Genomic DNA, 16643 nt, shown 5'->3' with positions numbered 1-16643 from the left:
ACTTCAGAGATGAACGATTGTGCATTGTGTTAGAGTTGTGTTGCTGCGCAAGACAGCTTGAATTGAATACGATTGTTTCGCCGACAACAACGTATGAGGGGGTTGCACCTCTTTCGCCAACTCATAGCGAATACTCTTGACTAGGCTGCACCAAATGTCGTCGATTTCGAGAGTTACTCGCTCAAGTTCATCTTGGATTTCCGCGTCGAGTCCTACAGCTTTCCGACGAAATGGTTCGTAACTGACAGTAACGTCTGGATCTACGTTCACGCCCCGCACTCTTGCGGTTTCAACCTGATCAAGGATTAGGCACAGGTCTTCTTGGTCAAGAATTCCTGCCCATCTTTCCAGATGCGACCACAGAACCAAGTGCAGTAAATCGTGGAAGTTATGCAAGGAAGTCCGCGTGGATTGCCGCTCGACGAAATGCACGCCCTTTCTCAGCAGCCCTGCCGAAACCACGGCGTCATAGTTATCACTCGAAAGACCTAAGATTGCTTGGACTTCAAGTGCTGACAACGGCATCTCCGTAAGTCGCATAATTACTCCGTTAACTCTTGCTTTTAGGTCGTTCTAGATGGGCTTGGTTAACGGAGTGTTAAACTACCGGTCTGGGTCAGGAGCACGTCTCCCGATCCAGTAACGAAAGCCCGGTTGAGGCCGCTCGGTCCGGCATTGTTCCTATTTAACTAACAATGGCATAACTTTCTTCAGGCTTCGGTAAGTAAAGGCCGCCTTTGCCAGCGACCCAAGCCTTCTAAATTTCATGGCCTCAGAAATCGCTAGCGACTCTTCCAACTCAACACCAAGTTACCAGAACGTGCTGTCCATCTTGGTATGTCCAAGCAGTAGTTGCATAGCGCAAGGAATAGGCTGTCTGGCACCTGATACCCTTGGACCCAAACGGCTTGAATGCAATCCTGCTCTAGGCCAGCCTCGCGCAGTCGTCGCCAGATAACGCAGGTTTTCATATGTGGACTAGACTTCCGAATTACAATTTCTTCATAAAACTGCCTCAAATCGAACAGAATTCGGATCGATCAGCTTAAGCGTGAGCTAAAATCGTTAGCTCGCGCTTAAGGTGCTTAATTTTGACCTATTCAATGTACCAAATGAGAATTTTCTTCTGACGAGGAGGAGTGACAGATTACACCCGGCTTTGACTGTGAAAATACGTCATATCGAGTTTTTGTAAGTCGATTGTGTTGGGTCCGCTTACAACGTCTGCGACATTTCGAGACGAGTTCCGACTCTGAGAAGTTCAATAAAGGGTCGGCAGATGGACCAACCCAAACTCAATATAAAAAGGATTACACTATGAAAAAATGGGAACGATCATTCCCTGCAGCTCAGCTTACAGATCATTCTTGGATGATTGATGTTCTGGAGGATCTCGCGAGTTACTGCGCATACAATTCACTTAGTGTGGAAGAGCTCGAGATGCGAAAAACGCTAGACCGGATTAGCAGCTATCAGAATGACACAATCTCAAAGAACGATCAGAAAACTTTTGTATGATTGCGCCTGTCGTAAAGATTCTTTGGAGCTGTTTGCCGCTTGAACCGTCCTTAATCTGGCTTGCTTTCAGGATTACTTCCCGCGCCAACGGGATGAATGCAATAGTTGCCGACACAGTGCAATTTGTCGTTTGAAAGTATGGCCGTCTTGCTCTTGCTATCTTTAAATGCCACTTCTTACTCATGCAAAAGCTATACGGAAAGATTGCGTGTTCATGGGGTCGGTGATGCAACCATCTGACTTAACACAGCAGAAGCGAAATGCTCAGTTCGAAGCCTTTCGCTCTGGTGATGTGGTTGACACTACAGATGTTTTGGCGCGGTTGAGCGTCGTACTGGTCAGCGGTGTCGCTCTTTGGTTTGCGACTGCTCAGGTGATCATGTTGCTGTGGTCCATCGGCTATTGGCTGATGATTATACCTTATGTCTTCTGGTATCTTCGGCATAAATCAGGGGATGCGAGCAGCAATGATATCGCTCTATGCGTCTCCGCTAGCTCAGTGATTGCCGCATGGTACTGCGCTATGGTTGTCTATGTCGCCACTCTTGGCGATGGTGATTTCTTGCTTCTAGCCACCTGCGGAGTTCTGGGGATAGCCCTGCATTGCCTGTCGCGCAACGTAGAATTCAGCTATTCCGCCCATATCGATTTTGTCGCGGTAATCGGGACGGGTCTTGGGGTGACGCTAATAGCAGCAATGAATGCTTCAACGCTCGGTATCGCTGTGGCCAGCGTGATCGGCGGGCTCTGTTCCTGCGGGTATTTTTGGCTGAGCTTTCGGCAGATTATCTCCGTAAACCGCGCATTGGCGGAAAAGACACGTGAAGAAATCCAGAACCAAAAGATGCTTGCGCTGGGACAGTTGGCTAGCGGAGTTGCTCATGACTTTAACAACCTGTTAACTGTAATAAGTGGCAATATTGAGCTGGTTATGCTGGATCCAAGAAGTCCCGAAAAAGAAGTTTTTCTGTCCGAAGCGAAAGCGGCTTCCGACAAAAGCGCTGGGTTGGTCCGCCAGCTTCTTGCATATGGAAGAAAGTCCGAATTGCGGATTACGAAAGTCGAGCTGGGCAGAGTGTTTGAAGATGTTAGAGCACTTTTGCACAGGGTTCTTCCCACGCATATTAATCTCGAAGTTCAAGAAGTTTCGCTGCAAGCCGATCTCAATATTGACCGCGCGTTGCTCGAAAGCGCGTTGATGAATTTGATCATCAACGCACAAAAAGCGATTGGCGATTCGCCTGGCACTATCCGCCTATTCGTAGAACTCGACTTGTCCGGGAGAATACGAATCTGTGTTACTGATACCGGACCGGGTATGACGCCAGATGTTCTCGCCCGCGCTGCAGAGCCGTTTTTTACGACCAGACCGGTCGGACAAGGATCTGGGCTGGGACTATCGATGGTAAATGGGTTCGTCGCGCAATCCGGCGGCAGCCTGACCCTTTCCAATCGGGAAGAAGGAGGGGTCCGGGCGGTCGTTGAATTGCCAGTTACGCCTCACCAGTGAAATCCGTCGTTCATTTGCAAAAGACAATTTAGCCTCCTTACAGACCTCGGATGCATCGTAGTATCTTCGCCGTTGATCAGCCCCACCTGAGCGGTCCGATTTGATTGTTAGTGCATGGTCGGCCTTTGGTACATTTTGACGATCGCTTCGGGGGCCGGAGCGCGGTACACCATCATTGATCGGTTCTAGATGACACTGACCGGGCAAAGCTCTGCAACCCTAAGACCGTGGCGCGGAGCTCGTCAGCGCGTCTTGCCACGTCTCGATATCGTGCTGCGCACTGGGCAAGGAGGGCTCTGGCACGGGCTGCATCAGCGACGGCGGTGGCGCTGGTATCTCCACGGGCGTTGGCACGACTGACCTCGGCGTACAGGCCGGCAACAGCATCATTAGCAACACCAAGATCAGCTTTGATCCTCGCCTGAGCTTCAATGTTAGCATCTGCCAATTTGTCAATTTCATTAATCAACCTCCGTTCCTCGGCTCGGTTTTCCAGTTCAGCGAACAGCAGCGCGTCTTTCTGGGCCAATTCGGTCACATGCTGACCCCTGGCGTAGCCAACGGCAGCAGCGACCCCTATGGCCACCACAGCAGCGAGTATGGGCGTTAGGCGGCTCATGCAGCTTGCTTGAAGGCTAACACCTCCACCTTATCTGCGATGATGTCGCGCAGGCGGTCGCCGCATTCGATTGGATCACCAGGGCGAGACATGTCTGGGAGCCAGCAGATATCCCACTTAAAGCGCTGCCGAATACCAAGAGTGGACTGGATTTCCGCATGCGAGAGAATGGAATGGCGACTTACAGGGATATCAAAAGCCAACGACAATTCCGCAGACCATAGGCACAATTCGTCAACTTGCTCCCATGTCATTGGTGCACTGCCAGGATTGAATGGAACTTCAACTGCTCCCGCCATTGCATCAGCCGCAAGCTGGATACATCCCGTATTCGAGTTGAGCGTACCTGATGCACCTCGGACGCCCGCCCGGTACGATGCTTGATCTTCAAAGGACCATTTCCCAAGGTGGCGCTTACAGTCATGGTCAACCAGCCCATTGTACGCCTTCTTTTCGAGATGGATCACACCGCGCGCGCCGGCAGTCCAATGAAGGTAGATGCGATGCAGGCCAGACGTATGGAACAGCAACGCCTCAGAACTGACCTGGCGTTCAGTCATTGCAGCCCTAGCTGCCAGATTGGTGCGGCGGCCACGATCACCGTCGATTGGGCCGGGGTTGTGGCCCAACGCTGCACAACGCGCCTGCAAATCAATAACGGTGTAAGATCGGATCATTGCCCTTCTCCTCTCTCATTTTTATCATCCTCAGAAGGAATGCGTGCGAAGGCCTGCAAGGCCTGTACGGCCAGCCGCTGTAGCGCCTTCACTTCAATCCCGAGGGCAAGCAACCCAGGGATGGCGTAGGCCCAGACGGGTGGGTTCTTAGCCATTGCGTCGAAGCCAAAATCAGCGATGAACAAGCCGACCACGGCCAGCAGAGAGATTGCTCTGATCCAGAACATTCAGTGGCCTTGCGCCACACGAATAAGTGTCCAGCACGCCAGGAACACTGCTGATCCGCTGAGCGATATGCTGGCGATTATCAAGGCAACGACGACGGGCGTTGCGACATTGTAGATATCTTCTTTTGTCCTCGGCGACATGCGCGAGCGCAATCTATGACGCTTGCTCATAACGCCGCATGCCAACGGAAGCCCCAATTTGCATTAGTGAGAGAGACGGCCGCGCCAGTATCTGGACGGAGGACTCTAATAGGGCTGGCCACGTTGGCAAATTTTATGTCAACGCGTGTTTCGGACACGGTGGCTACAAATCCAAAGGCCGACGAAGATCCTGTTGTAGCATTTGGTACGACTGGCACGATATCTCCCACCGCGAACCCAAACTCAGCAACGAAACACCTTACCTCGAATGACCAAAACCTTGGCCGAGCACCAAGACCATGTAAAGTGGAGTAAGAAAATCCACCGTTAAAAGACTGAAGCGTACTGGAGGTTTGCCTTTGTGCAAATGCACTGGCCAGTTTGAAATCAATGGCGCCCTCGATTGTTGAGCGCGGTGCGATCTCGTCCGGACCATTGCTGAGATTGATGTCGGGGTTTACAGCAACCCCTTCAACGGCGGTGCCGGCCGCATTTACCTTCAGCAAGCGGTCGGGGATAGTGGCAAAATCAACGTCCGCGAGATTGGCCGCAGCTGCATTGGCCGCGACATTCGACTGCAACACCTCGAGAGCCGTGCCAAACTCGCGCATCTCAACGACCATCGGCTGCAGAGCAAGAGTGAAAGTGTAAGCCTTCACGTCAAAATCTTCCTCGGTGTCGGAAGGCGATGGCGCTTCAGGAAGATCGGTCAGGATGGGTAGTTGCATCACTTCAAGCCCTCAACTGTAATGGTGAATTCGGATTTATCCGGCAGATCAAGCCGATGCGTGTAGTCGAAGAACACGCCGTAGATGATCAGCCCTCTGGCCGTGTCTTGGTCGCCAATGTAGACCGAGGGTTCAGCATCAAGCTCTTCCATCAGGCGCGTCGTCGCAGCCAGCAGATTGCCCTGCACGATCACGTCGAAGTTGGCCCGCAGTGCTGTTGCACGTTTGACCAAAATCAGGTTAAGAAAAATGTCACGCTCTTTGCGTGAGCCCGACAAGATGGTCACATCAGATCCCCACCTGGTGCGTCCAAGCCGCAACAACCGTCCGAACAAGAGCTGACCGATACCGGCGTCACCTTGCCCAGCCGTGACTGTGATGGTGTAGGTCGTGCCGATCCCAAAGAACGGAACATCGAGGAAGACTGCGTTTGGCTCCTTGTCGAACCCGCCAAAAAAGTAGGTGTACCAGCCGCGCAGTTGCCGACGCACCCGCAGGTTTCTGGTGAAGACTTGTGTCTCTCCTCCCCCTGCGATTTCTAACGCGACCGTGTCACCAATCATTCCCAGCACGGCAACCGCCGTCACAAGCGATGTTGCGACAGAACATAGTCACGCTTCCTGGTGCCGTCGCCGGGCTGCGGATTTGCTTGTCAAGGCGCGCCAGCGATTGGTGGAACTGATCCGCACCCAATTTGTGCCATCGTCAGCCACTGGGTTGTTGTCATTGTTGGCTGCCGAGACGCTCTGGTAGAGAGACTGCACAGAGGTGACCTGCACCACATCATCAACGGCATAGGTGGTTCCTGAACTATATTCCGGCGCGTCCTGCTCAGGGATCGAGGAGGCAACCAACGTCTGATCTGTGATCGGGATCGGTCTAATCACTTGCATCAGGTTGTCCTTTCTGGTGGCAGCCCATCGATTTCCCAACGCTGGAAGTAACGCACCAGATCCCGCAGCGAGCGTGAGCTGTCCATCACTGGATCGATGCCGTTGCCGGTTTCTGTCAAGCGCACCAGCTCATTGGGGCTGATGACACCTCCACCCGATTGCAACAGCGAAACATTCGCCCCACGATTGAGGGCTGCCATCGCAAGCCGTTGTTCAACCAAAGAGCCAAAGATGTTGCCGCCATAGAACCCTGACAGGGCAGCGGTTGCGTCCTGTGCGGTGCCATACACAGCAGCAAAGGCATCGGACACCTTCAGCAACTCGACATAGGCCTTGCGACCCTCTTTTGTGGTCAGGTCGAACCCCTCCACCAGTTCGCGGAATCCGGCGGCCGTCGTAGGCACCTCAAGGTTGAACTTGTCGAAGGTCGCAGTGATCCCCTCGATGACCCGCGATCGCTTCTCTGCATCGCTAAAAAAGTTCTCCAAATACCCTTGCGTGAGTTCTGTGAACTCCTCGGCACCGCCTGCCAGGTTCTTTAAATCGCGCGCTGCGCGTTGAATGCCTTTGGTGCTGAGCTGCTGCGCCAGTCCGCCGAATAGACCGCCAAGGTTGGTGGCCTCATCTGCGGTTCGTTTGAGAGACTGCTTCGTTAAAGCGAGGCCGGTCTGAACAGCCCGAAAGTCTTCGCTGCTGATAATCGGCTTTCTCTTTTTCTTACCGAACCCAAATAGGCCAGCGATAGCAAGCCCAACCCCAACGACAGGCAGGGCGGCCCCAATCGCAGCACCGATCCCGCCAAGACCACCTGAGATACCCGAAATTGATGCCCCAAAGCCGCCACTGATTGCCGCACCGACCCCGCCGGAGGTAAACCCACCAGCGATGCCGGCACCCACACCTGAGAGGCCGCCCAGCACGCCCGATCCCAACGTCGCGATCCCGCCACCGGACAACAAACCACCCAACCCACCGCCACCAGTCGCACCGCTGCCCAGCAGTGACAGGCCGGTCCCGAGAAGGCCGCCACCCCCAGCACCGCCACTCAGTCCAAGTGAGATCAGGATTTGGTTTTTCGCCGCTGTCGCAACCAGGTTGGCGATCAACTGCGTAAACGTTGCCTTCACCTGATCAGCAAAACTCTTGAAGTCCTTAAATCCGCGCGCAGCAAAGTCACCAAAGGCCTGACTGACGCTATCAACGCCGCTCAGCAACGGGCCGCTTAGTGCCTGCCCGGTGTCCTCTGCCTGAGCACCGATGCCACCAACCGCACCCCCTGCCCTGCCGGCAGCCTCGGCAGCCGCATCAAGGCGCGGCGTAATCACGGTCGCGGCGGCCGTCTCGTTTTGGATCGCCTCCATCTGCGCACGGATCCGCTCCAGTCGCGCCGCAGTCGCCGCAGCCTCAGCATCAAAGCGCGGGTCGCGCGGATCAAAAATGACCGGATCAGCCTTTGCCTGGGCAGCCGCACCAACCAACCCCATGATCTGCATGGCACGGCTCAGGGAGATTTCCAGCTCTTGCGCGAGCTGCTGTGCGCCACGCACAGATTGCGAAAAGTCGATGCCGCCCATCGTGTCATGCAGTCGGCCTCCGAGCTCGGTCGCGACAATGATCGCGCCGTTGAAGCTGACGATGCCATCCTTTGCGCTGGCAATCGCCGCCTTGACGCGCGCGATCTCAGCCGCCGCAGCCTGATACTCCGGCGTGATTCCACCGGCGAGCTCCACCATTTCACGCTGTTGTGCTTGGATTTCAGCGATCCGGGCTTCGAATACCGCAATGTCCTCTGACGTCAAAAACGCAGTCAGCGGGTTGTCCCGTAATTCGGCACGTGCATTGCCAACAACCTCTATAAGTTGCTCGGCTTCCCGCTGCAGTGACACGTACGCACTTGATTGCTTTTCAGCCAGGATCAGGTCTTGTCGTGTCGCATCTACATTTGCCAGCGTGGCCTCTGCCTGCCGCAACTTTGCTTGCGCCGCCTCAACGGTCATGCGGGTGCCTGGTCCCATCGCTGCAGTGAGAAGCTGCACCTGTCGGATCTCATCAGCCATCGCCAGCGTTGCACTATCAATCGCCATTTGGACGCGGCGTGAGGCCCCATCGAGGCCCATTAGCTTGGCGATCAGGAGTCCTGCCCCAATCACCAGCAACCCAACCCCGGTGCTCGCCAGTGCAGCGCGCATCTGGACCAAGCTGAGGGTGACACCGTTCGCTGCAATGCGCATGCCAGCAAAGGCAGCGACATAGCGGACACCAAATACCGCCACGCCGGTACCGGCGATGGACACCAACGTCCCGATATTGGCACCAAGCCCGGAGATCATCGTGTTCAGCATCCCGCCCTTGCGCAACGACGCCACAAAGCCGTTCGACAGATCCAGCAAGGCCGGGGCGACCGAGATAGCCAACTGGTTGCGGAAGGCTTCAAAGCCCATCCCCAGACGCGACATGCTGTCATTGGCCGCTTCCACCTTTGCGACGCCGGCCGCGTCCAGTTCGAGGCCAAATTCCCGGACTTCATTGCGCGCCGCCCGGATCGCGTCGCCGCCGGCCACAATGATCTTGGCAAAGTTCGTATTGCCAACGCCAAGATCGCGCAGCAGATTTGTTGTCTGTGCCACAGAGAACCCCAGCTCGCGAGTCCGATCTGCGATGGCAGACAGACGCTCATCGGCATCAAGCGCCAGGAGATCGTTGGCCGACAGCCCAATGCCATCTAATGCATCGCGTGCCGGCCCCGCTTCACTGGCGGCACGGGCCAGCTCACGCGACATCTTTTGCAGACCCGATGTGACCAGACCAACCTCAACGCCCGCATCACCTGCCGCCAGCTCCATCGCGCGCAGTGCTGATGTGGTCCCATCAATGCTGCGCGCGGCCTTTGCCTGCCGATCAACGTCCCGCAAACCTGCCACGACCGATGCGGTTAGCGTAACCCCCAGCGCCACCGCACCCGCTGACACTAGTCGAAACTGATTGCGCAGACGGTTGAGGCTTTGCTGGGCTTCGCTGGATCCGCGCCGGAACTGCGCGGAGTTCATGCTCAGGTTGGCACGTAACGCGCCGATCACTGCCCCCGTCATTGCGTGTTCCTTAGTTGTTTTTGGTTTTTGGATTTGGCCGCCCGCACCATGAAGTAGGTGCTGATCTCATCGTCCGTAGCGAAGCGCTGCGGTGCATCACTGCCTTTGATAAACCTGTCCGCATCCGGCAGGCTTTTGGGATCATGATGGGCAATGGCCGTGAGTTTGGAGGTCGCATACATGACCGCGCGTTGCTGCATGGCCTGGCGCCTTTCGCGCTCCATTACGCCGTCCAACACAATCATGATGTCGCGCAGGGTCAGCGACCAGAACAAATCATAGGCCTGTCCTGCCGCCACCCATTCGCGTGTGAGATCGTCCCAGTCTATTCCGGGACGCTCTCCGTTTGGTCGTTTCCCACCGGGTCTTTGCCATCCGTTTTGTCCGGTTCGGGGAAGGCAAAGCGCACAGCCTCAAGGGCAGCACTCATCGCCTGCGGGAAACCAACATCATCGATCACCTGACCCGCACCACGCAACGTCGTGTCCGTGCTGTCAGACAGACCCGCGTAGATCAGCGCCCGCAGGCAGCGAAACGAGACACTGCCGACATCCACACCGCGTGCAAAATTCTCAACCGCGGTGAAATTCTGGCCATAGGTCTCTTCAAACAAGACGATGGCATTTGTCGTAAAGCGCAGCCGGTGTTCTTGATCACCAACGTTGAGCGTTACGGTTCCTTTGTTCAGTTGTGTTTTCTTGGCCATGATTATGGCACCACCGGCGCTGGGGTGAAATCGATCGGCCCGGTGCCACGCATTGTCGCCTCGATTGTCACCGGGCTCGCTGCGTCATCGGCGTTGGGCGTGATGCTGGGGAAGGCACGGTATTCGAAGATATCGCCGTTGGCCAACGTCCCCCGATAGAAGGTTGCAGCGTCTCTGGCCTCATCGAGAGCCCAAGCCTGAAAGCCAGCGCGCGTGTAGCCACAAACAACACTGACCTCACCAATATCCTTGAGGCCTTTGATGTACTCGCGGAACCGCTCCGGGCTGTCGAGACTGGTCACGTCCTGGTACTCGGTCGTGACCTTGGGCAGCACAAGGCCGCGCACGCGCGGCACAGCGGTGTACGCTATCCCGTCGGTGGAGCGTTCAAGCGTGCCGCCCCAGCCAATGAATTCGTCACTCATCGTTCTTTCCTTTCGATTTTGGATTGTATTTCGATGTCACCCGATCACCGGGTGTGCAGCAGTTAGCCACGCGCCGTCTTCGCGCGGGCCCGCGCGAGTGTCTTTTGAATTTCCATAGCCAGATCCTGACGCATCCGCTCCAGCATCTGATCCCGACCCACATCCCAAGCCGGGCGGAAATGCGGCTGCGGCCCATGCCTGCGGTTGCCGAATTCCTGCTGCACGCCCGCAGGGTGCGATGTGCCGACATACATCACCACATCATCGCGATTACCGCGCCGCTCGATCGCCGCCTGTCGCTTCGTGAGTTTCGACGTGACCACATAACTTTCGTTCAGTTGCTTGTCGGTGCTGTCTTCATCCTTGGGTGCGGTTGCATTGGCCTTGTCGGCCACTGGCTGTGCCGTCCGCTTGAGAACACGGCGGGCCAACGACTTACGTGTGGCGGCGCGCTCAATCTCGGCAAGTGCGGCCTCCAGTTCGCGGCCACCTTCGAATTTGACCTCAAACACTTGCAGCACCCCAGTGGACCAACACATCGACCGAGCGGCCATAGAGCTGCTGCGCATCACCAGGCGACAGACCATCCAGATCGCGCCCGGTTTCCACGAGCATGCCTTTGAAGGCAATGACCCCAACGGTCCCGATATAGCCGGACAGCAGCATGCTGGCGGCGCGTTGCACCGCGACTGCACCCAGATAACTCTCGGCCCAGGCATCCAACTGCACCCGAACCCGCTGCACACCCGCTTCGCCATCAAGGTAGTATGCAACGGGATCACTGACCAACGTCAGATTCAGATATGGGAACTGCTGAATGCCGTCAGGCTGAATGCCCCAGTGGATGCGGTCATCACAAAGTGCCGCGAGGCCAGCGTCTGCCTGCAGAAGGTCCGTGAAGGCTTCCTCCATCAGATCACTGGCTCCGGCGGCGGTGTGCGCGTGGCCGTGATCTCGATCGGTGGCCGGCGCCCCTCAGTTGCGTTCTTTATTCCCGCAATCTCCCAGATCCGTTCCCCGCTTGCCAACACTTCAACCATGCGATCCGCACCGGTCAATGCGCGGGTGATCGGGTTGCTGTGGACCACAAAGCGGGCCATTAAAACCGAATGACGGTTGCCTGCCGCCGTCTTCTCCGCGTCAGAGATGTCCGAGCGTCCAGCCCATGACGTTCCCAGCGGCACCCATGCCGGCACAATGGCATTCAGCACATCGCGATTGTTGCGATCCATGCGTTCAAACCGGACCACGATATGCCGCAATACTTTCATGGTCAGGCTCCCATGATCTCATACGGACGGCGATAGCGGACTTGACGGATCAGGTTGTGCGCACCGAATGTCATCTTGGGTGGCTCCGCCCCATCGATACTGATGCCAGCATCCAGCCATTCTTTCACCGTCAAGATGATGGCCTGCTCCGCCCGCTGCACACGAGCGTCAATGCCGGCGGTCGCGCGTACACGCACTTCGGTTGCACACCGTAATTCAGCAATGATGGCGTCTGGCACGACAAGTCGCGGTTCGTCATACATCTGCACGACAAAGGCCTCTGCGGTATCAAGTTCCGCCCAGATACCCGCCTCGTCGCGCACGGCCATCTCATCAAGACTGACGACCGGACGGACCGGAAACCACCACGCCGACCAGGCACAGGCCGGTGCGGTGAACTCATATGGGCGCGGTGCCAGCGGACAGGCAATGGCGGTTTCAACGAGTTCCTGGGCGGCCAGAAGATAGGCCGCGATCAGGACATCATCATCCGCGTCATCCGGCGTGAGATGAATGGCGCGTTTGAAATCCAGCACGGTCACAACCGATGCAATCACTGCCGCGCCAATATATCTCATGTGCCCGCCTCGCCCGCCTGTCTGAAGTTACGTGTTGGAGCGCTTTGGCGGCGCGCTGGCTTTGTCTGCCTTTTGTGCAGATGTTTTTTCATCCGTTGGAGCGGTCGCTTCCAGAGCTGCTTCACGTTCAGCGAGCGCCGCCTCGCGCGCATCCAGTTCGGATGTCCGTGCATTGATCTCGGCTGTCGCGACCTCGGCGTTCGGCTTTTTCCTGCTGTGCTTCTTCGGATCATATTTTTCCGCAACTGCTTTGAGCTTCTCGGCCATATCCGGGTCAAACCCTGCAATATCGCCGGGCACATAGATCCCGTGAGCTTTTGTAAAAAACATCGGTACTTTCTTGGACATATCCTGCCCTCCATTTGTGGCATCCCGGTCAGGGGCCGTCTGTTGAGAGGTGCTGCGCCGGACCACCCGGCGCAGCGCTTATTTTGCGATTAGAGGGTCCAGTTGACGCCGTTGAGACCCGACAGCGCCTCGACATGGCGCGGAGCCAGGTCATGCTCGCTGATGGCCCGCATCAGAGTCAGATCATTCTGAAACGCGCTGACTGTGTTGCCGCCCTGGTCGACGAACGCCGCCTCGGAAGACGTGGCAATGGTCACGGTCATCGCATCACCGATCATCACTTCGTTGAAATCTGCAAAATAGACTTCGGTTTCATTGGCACCGACGCCAAGGTTTGCGGGGATCTGCGATGTGGTCTTGATCGGATAGCCCATCAGTTCACCGTCTTCCTGAATGGACGGAAAGAGGTAGGACCCATGCACTGGCTCACGCAGGCTGGCCAAAAAGTTCTTCGTCCCGGCCCGCATGATCCATCCGGGGGACACCATCATGACATTGGCATCCTCAACCCGCGACACCAGAAAGCGAATAGCGGTTTCGACCGCCGCCGCGTCATTGGCCACACCAGTCAACAAGTTCGCAACCGGTGTCCAGAACCGCAAGCCAAAGGGTGTATTGGCCGCACCGGCGTCACGCATGAACCCTAAATCTTCGCGCAGGCGCATCACCTGCAGCATGTCATCACGGATCAATGCGGCGACAGCCGCCGTCGAGTGCCGCAGCAACGCGTTGCCGACAGGCACGAGGGCCTTGAGCGTTTTGAAGGCCTGATCGATCGGGGCGAAGGTCTGCTCGCTTTCAATCGCGGCGCCGTTTTCAGGCCCATAGCTAGCCGTTGCGGACCCGGTAAGCTGGGCATGACGGACCTGACCGGCTGGCATCGGCATGACACGCGCGCCAAGCGCCCGCACAGCAACCATCGGGCGCAGCAGCTCGATGATCTGTTCAGACTGCGCCCGCGGAATGGTGACGCCGCCAGCGGCATCCGTGGCACCCGACAAGGCCGCCGAAATCCCGGAGTGGCCGTTTTCTTCCAGCGCCGCACAAGCACGGTCGCGATCGCCACGCGCATTGGTCAGCGCATGCATCATAAAGCCAATCTCAAGACCGTTTTCGGCAGGATTGCTTGCGGCGGCCGGGACCGTACCCGGTGCGGCAGATGAATTGTCGCCGCCACTTGCAGACGCGGCAGCAGCCTGCTCGACAGATTCAACGCGACGCACACGCCGGTCAGATGCAGCAAAAGCTGTTTCCGCTTCTTCAAAAGCCGCAAGCGCCGCGACCATCGCCTCGTCATCAGCGGCGGTTTCCGCCGTTTCCAATTCTTCAATTGCGGTGGCGGCAGTTTCCATAGTCGCCAACGCCTCCGCCCGCAGGCGGCGCAGATCATCTAGGTCCATTTTGGTTTTCTCCTTGGTTTGAGTGCCGCCGGAACGCAGCATGACGCCCCCCTTCGGCACGTGGCAGGGGAACAGCGCCCCGTGACGGGGCTGCATGGGTCGGAATTTTCTTAGGTACGCACGCGGGCGCGAGCAGCGGCAGCCTTTGCATGGTAGGCGCGGCTTGCGGTCCTGTTTGGTTTTGGTGCGTATTTATCAAAGATATCAGCGAAGAATACATCGCGCGTCATTTGTGCATCAGCCAGCCCACGTGCGCGGGCCTCTTGAAAACCGAACACCGCGCCACCGTCAGCCACATCATCCGTCACACTCAGCCGCGCTGGCAAATCAGCCGGAGCAATGCCCCGGCCCGCCGCGATCGCCGCGTGAAAGTCAGCCTCTAGCGCGTTCAGACGCTGGTCAATCAGGGCAGTGCCCGGCTCCGTTGCCGCATCGGGGTTTTTGGCCCGTGCGTATTGTGAGCGAAAGTTGAACCACTGGTCGCCATGCATGCCGGGTTGCACAGGGCTATAGGTAGACATCTGCACACCAATACTGCCGATCCATGCGCCCGGCGTCATGCTGATATCTGTGCACTGGCTGGCCAACCAATAGCCTGCTGATGTTGCCATCGGGCAGACCACGGCATGGACTGGCTTGACCGCAGCCGTAGCGGCGATGGCTTCGCCTGCGGCCTCGATTGCCAACACCATGCCGCCCGGCGTATCAATCTCAAGCACGATGGCTGCCACTTCTTCTGAGGCGGCGAGTTGCCCCATCGTGTCGGCCAATCCGTGATAGGTGGTCCATCCGAGCCAGCGTTCCAAACCGTAAGAATTGGGCGTCAGCAATCCACGCACTGGTACCACCGCAACGCCACGCTGGATCGCGAAGCGTTCACCGCTCTCAATGGTGATAGCTCCCTCACCCGTCAGCTGCTCAGCGGTCACTTCCATGGCCATTAGGCCGGTCGCGAACTCGGAACAAAGCGCAAGGGCAGCCCCTCCCATCAGGCTGGCGATTGTTTGGGTGGTCATTCCTCGTCTCCCTCGTCCGTTGGTTGCTCATCGCGTGTCATGTTCGACGGCGGATAAAGCTTGTCGCCGCCCTCGGTAATCGGTTGTTTGGTGATCCGTTGCGCCCCGTTTGGCGTGACCCACGGCCCACCAACCGCCACCTTCATGGCGTCGAACAGTTCTTTTGTGGTTGGCTCCAGCAGCACCGAGAAGTCATGCCTGAAAAACAGGCCGCTTTCACGCTCGGCCTGCGTCAGCAAGCCCTGATCATATTGCTGGGTCACCGGCTTGTCCCAATGCATGAGGCAGTCGGACCGATAATCCAGCGCCTGCTGTTGCCCGTTCGCTTTCACGCCGTTCTCCAGCATCTGCAATTTGCTTGGCGGCATCCGATAAACTGCGGCAATCATCTCGCGATCAAACTTCCGCGATGCCAACAGCTCCTGATCAGCCGCCGATAGATCGAGGCTCTTGATGTCTTCGCCTTCGTTGAGGACAGGAAAGTCACCACTAATCGGATCCGTGAGATTAGCTTTGATCCGTTCTGCCGACCGCTTCCGCACCTCGTCATCTGTATAATCATCGCGCAAGATAATCGCAGCTTTGGTTGTACCGCCTGACGCGCTACGCGCTGCCGCCTCTTGCCCCGCAAGTGCCAGGCCGACACTCTCCGCTGCCACCTGCAACGGCGACCGATGCGTCCAGCCATCCAGTGCCATATAGCGCATATGCACCATTGAGCGTTGCGGCGCAGATCGCTGGACCTCGCCACCATCCTGAAAATGGTAGAACCGCGCGCGCGCCAGGCGCGTCACGCTGCAGGCCGTTGGCAGGATCGTATCGATCAATGTCAGCTCACCGCCCCCATCACGGGGTGCATAGGCATAGCTGACGCCGCGCAGGGTGAAGCAATAGACCATCGCATAGCGCGCAATGGCCGACGGCACGCCCGGTGACGTCTCGGTGTTCATCAAGTATTCCGCCCGATGGCCAAAGACGCGGGTTTCCGTTCCATCGGCTGCGCGCTGCCAAAGCTGCAGCGGCACCTTGGCCAAATCCCCGGCGATGTTGTTGCAGCAGGCAAACACCGTCGCATGCCGCTCGGCGGTGACGGGTGAGACATGCGGCAAAGACTTTACCCGCGATTGCGCCCCCGATCCACCCCAACCGATTTCCGTCAACCAAGGCGCAGGGGCTGTCACACCGCTAGTCTCTGCCGCCGTCACAGGTGGCTCAATCCGGGTGGTAACTGCAGGAGGTTTCGCAGCGCGTCGGAATCCAAACATTCGCGATAGCCTCCTTAGATGGCATGAAGAAGCATCGCGCAGCCAAATCGGGGCGATGCAAATACGATTGATTCGTGAGTGACGCGCAAAGCGTCAGGGCCGCAGAAATCAGATTGCAGCTGTTAGGTCAGCTTCGCGGACGAAGCCGACTTCTCTTCAGAAGCATTGAAAGGCCGCATCGCGTGAAGCTTGCCATTGCTTTGCGATGCCAACAGTATGCAAAATAAATTAT

General features: G+C 57.1%; 20 protein-coding genes. 1 reads left to right on the top strand and 19 read right to left on the bottom strand.

Annotated features, from left to right (window positions below):
• Window positions 1-3: 3 nt before the first annotated feature.
• Window positions 4-540, bottom strand: a complete 537-nt coding sequence (locus RCCS2_RS12670; protein WP_037294103.1) for a hypothetical protein — start codon at window positions 538-540, stop codon at window positions 4-6.
• Between the two features lie 1144 nt (window positions 541-1684).
• On the opposite strand from RCCS2_RS12670, the gene RCCS2_RS17955 reads away from it, so the two are divergent.
• The gene (locus tag RCCS2_RS17955) at window positions 1685-3028 is read left to right on the top strand and encodes an ATP-binding protein (protein ID WP_008234823.1); all 1344 of its coding nucleotides are present in this window, start codon (window positions 1685-1687) and stop codon (window positions 3026-3028) included.
• 172 nt (window positions 3029-3200) lie between these two features.
• Here RCCS2_RS17955 and RCCS2_RS12655 read toward each other — a convergent pair whose 3' ends face one another.
• From RCCS2_RS12655 to RCCS2_RS12570, 18 genes are all read right to left on the bottom strand, one after another.
• On the bottom strand, window positions 3201-3566 hold the full coding sequence (locus RCCS2_RS12655; protein WP_156788542.1) for a hypothetical protein: 366 nt from the start codon (window positions 3564-3566) through the stop codon (window positions 3201-3203).
• Window positions 3567-3643: 77 nt separating this feature from the next.
• The gene (locus tag RCCS2_RS12650) at window positions 3644-4207 is read right to left on the bottom strand and encodes a peptidoglycan-binding protein (RefSeq protein WP_232204269.1); all 564 of its coding nucleotides are present in this window, start codon (window positions 4205-4207) and stop codon (window positions 3644-3646) included.
• A gap of 113 nt (window positions 4208-4320) precedes the next feature.
• Complete coding sequence (locus RCCS2_RS12645) at window positions 4321-4551, bottom strand: hypothetical protein (protein WP_008234820.1); 231 nt, start codon at window positions 4549-4551, stop codon at window positions 4321-4323.
• 167 nt (window positions 4552-4718) lie between these two features.
• On the bottom strand, window positions 4719-5420 hold the full coding sequence (locus RCCS2_RS12640; RefSeq protein WP_008234818.1) for a hypothetical protein: 702 nt from the start codon (window positions 5418-5420) through the stop codon (window positions 4719-4721).
• Window positions 5420-5983: a hypothetical protein gene (locus RCCS2_RS12635; protein ID WP_008234816.1), complete on the bottom strand. Its 564-nt coding sequence runs from the start codon at window positions 5981-5983 to the stop codon at window positions 5420-5422. The genes RCCS2_RS12640 and RCCS2_RS12635 overlap by 1 nt, the downstream gene beginning before the upstream one ends.
• A 48-nt stretch (window positions 5984-6031) precedes the next feature.
• The gene (locus RCCS2_RS12630) at window positions 6032-6313 is read right to left on the bottom strand and encodes a hypothetical protein (RefSeq protein WP_008234815.1); all 282 of its coding nucleotides are present in this window, start codon (window positions 6311-6313) and stop codon (window positions 6032-6034) included.
• A complete protein-coding gene (locus tag RCCS2_RS12625) occupies window positions 6313-9402 on the bottom strand; it encodes a hypothetical protein (protein WP_008234813.1) in 3090 nt (1029 codons plus the stop codon). Before RCCS2_RS12625 ends, RCCS2_RS12630 begins: the two co-directional genes overlap by 1 nt.
• Window positions 9399-9677 (bottom strand): hypothetical protein, encoded by a 279-nt coding sequence (locus RCCS2_RS12620; protein ID WP_156788540.1) that lies wholly within the window; start codon window positions 9675-9677, stop codon window positions 9399-9401. Before RCCS2_RS12620 ends, RCCS2_RS12625 begins: the two co-directional genes overlap by 4 nt.
• Before the next feature lie 50 nt (window positions 9678-9727).
• Entirely contained in the window at window positions 9728-10108 is a 381-nt protein-coding gene (locus RCCS2_RS12615; protein ID WP_008234805.1) for a hypothetical protein, read from the bottom strand.
• A 2-nt stretch (window positions 10109-10110) separates the two neighbouring features.
• On the bottom strand, window positions 10111-10533 hold the full coding sequence (locus tag RCCS2_RS12610) for a phage tail tube protein (protein ID WP_008234804.1): 423 nt from the start codon (window positions 10531-10533) through the stop codon (window positions 10111-10113).
• Window positions 10534-10595: 62 nt separating this feature from the next.
• Window positions 10596-11072, bottom strand: coding sequence for an HK97-gp10 family putative phage morphogenesis protein (locus tag RCCS2_RS12605; RefSeq protein WP_083791189.1), 477 nt, complete (start codon window positions 11070-11072; stop codon window positions 10596-10598).
• Window positions 11038-11445, bottom strand: coding sequence for a tail completion protein gp17 (gp17, locus tag RCCS2_RS12600; protein WP_008234802.1), 408 nt, complete (start codon window positions 11443-11445; stop codon window positions 11038-11040). The genes RCCS2_RS12605 and gp17 overlap by 35 nt, the downstream gene beginning before the upstream one ends.
• Window positions 11445-11804 carry a phage head completion protein gene (locus RCCS2_RS12595; RefSeq protein WP_008234801.1) on the bottom strand — a complete coding sequence of 120 codons (360 nt, stop codon included), beginning with the start codon at window positions 11802-11804 and terminating at the stop codon, window positions 11445-11447. Before RCCS2_RS12595 ends, gp17 begins: the two co-directional genes overlap by 1 nt.
• Before the next feature lie 2 nt (window positions 11805-11806).
• On the bottom strand, window positions 11807-12382 hold the full coding sequence (locus tag RCCS2_RS12590) for a hypothetical protein (RefSeq protein ID WP_008234798.1): 576 nt from the start codon (window positions 12380-12382) through the stop codon (window positions 11807-11809).
• 27 nt (window positions 12383-12409) lie between these two features.
• Window positions 12410-12730, bottom strand: coding sequence for a hypothetical protein (locus tag RCCS2_RS12585; RefSeq protein ID WP_156788539.1), 321 nt, complete (start codon window positions 12728-12730; stop codon window positions 12410-12412).
• An 89-nt stretch (window positions 12731-12819) separates the two neighbouring features.
• Window positions 12820-14130, bottom strand: coding sequence for a phage major capsid protein (locus RCCS2_RS12580; RefSeq protein ID WP_037294183.1), 1311 nt, complete (start codon window positions 14128-14130; stop codon window positions 12820-12822).
• A 110-nt stretch (window positions 14131-14240) separates the two neighbouring features.
• Complete coding sequence (locus tag RCCS2_RS12575) at window positions 14241-15146, bottom strand: S49 family peptidase (protein ID WP_008234795.1); 906 nt, start codon at window positions 15144-15146, stop codon at window positions 14241-14243.
• Window positions 15143-16411 (bottom strand): phage portal protein, encoded by a 1269-nt coding sequence (locus tag RCCS2_RS12570; RefSeq protein WP_008234794.1) that lies wholly within the window; start codon window positions 16409-16411, stop codon window positions 15143-15145. The genes RCCS2_RS12575 and RCCS2_RS12570 overlap by 4 nt, the downstream gene beginning before the upstream one ends.
• Between the last annotated feature and the right edge of the window lie 232 nt (window positions 16412-16643).

It is taken from the genome of Roseobacter sp. CCS2 (assembly GCF_000169435.1).
Taxonomy (GTDB): domain Bacteria; phylum Pseudomonadota; class Alphaproteobacteria; order Rhodobacterales; family Rhodobacteraceae; genus Yoonia.
Note: the sequence above shows the minus strand (reverse complement) of the source record. Positions and strands in the feature narration are given on the sequence as shown.

Coding starts and splice junctions, on each gene's coding strand:
- RCCS2_RS12635 (WP_008234816.1), bottom strand. CDS start 5,983: ATGATTGGTGACACGGTCGCGTTAGAAATCGCAGGGGGAGGAGAGACA.
- RCCS2_RS12670 (WP_037294103.1), bottom strand. CDS start 540: ATGCGACTTACGGAGATGCCGTTGTCAGCACTTGAAGTCCAAGCAATC.
- RCCS2_RS12570 (WP_008234794.1), bottom strand. CDS start 16,411: ATGTTTGGATTCCGACGCGCTGCGAAACCTCCTGCAGTTACCACCCGG.
- RCCS2_RS12585 (WP_156788539.1), bottom strand. CDS start 12,730: ATGTCCAAGAAAGTACCGATGTTTTTTACAAAAGCTCACGGGATCTAT.
- RCCS2_RS12580 (WP_037294183.1), bottom strand. CDS start 14,130: ATGGACCTAGATGATCTGCGCCGCCTGCGGGCGGAGGCGTTGGCGACT.
- RCCS2_RS12625 (WP_008234813.1), bottom strand. CDS start 9,402: ATGACGGGGGCAGTGATCGGCGCGTTACGTGCCAACCTGAGCATGAAC.
- RCCS2_RS12615 (WP_008234805.1), bottom strand. CDS start 10,108: ATGGCCAAGAAAACACAACTGAACAAAGGAACCGTAACGCTCAACGTT.
- RCCS2_RS12610 (WP_008234804.1), bottom strand. CDS start 10,533: ATGAGTGACGAATTCATTGGCTGGGGCGGCACGCTTGAACGCTCCACC.
- RCCS2_RS12575 (WP_008234795.1), bottom strand. CDS start 15,146: ATGACCACCCAAACAATCGCCAGCCTGATGGGAGGGGCTGCCCTTGCG.
- RCCS2_RS12595 (WP_008234801.1), bottom strand. CDS start 11,804: ATGAAAGTATTGCGGCATATCGTGGTCCGGTTTGAACGCATGGATCGC.
- RCCS2_RS17955 (WP_008234823.1), top strand. CDS start 1,685: ATGCCACTTCTTACTCATGCAAAAGCTATACGGAAAGATTGCGTGTTC.
- RCCS2_RS12645 (WP_008234820.1), bottom strand. CDS start 4,551: ATGTTCTGGATCAGAGCAATCTCTCTGCTGGCCGTGGTCGGCTTGTTC.
- RCCS2_RS12590 (WP_008234798.1), bottom strand. CDS start 12,382: ATGAGATATATTGGCGCGGCAGTGATTGCATCGGTTGTGACCGTGCTG.
- RCCS2_RS12605 (WP_083791189.1), bottom strand. CDS start 11,072: ATGTGTTGGTCCACTGGGGTGCTGCAAGTGTTTGAGGTCAAATTCGAA.
- RCCS2_RS12630 (WP_008234815.1), bottom strand. CDS start 6,313: ATGCAAGTGATTAGACCGATCCCGATCACAGATCAGACGTTGGTTGCC.
- gp17 (WP_008234802.1), bottom strand. CDS start 11,445: ATGGAGGAAGCCTTCACGGACCTTCTGCAGGCAGACGCTGGCCTCGCG.
- RCCS2_RS12650 (WP_232204269.1), bottom strand. CDS start 4,207: ATGACTGAACGCCAGGTCAGTTCTGAGGCGTTGCTGTTCCATACGTCT.
- RCCS2_RS12640 (WP_008234818.1), bottom strand. CDS start 5,420: ATGCAACTACCCATCCTGACCGATCTTCCTGAAGCGCCATCGCCTTCC.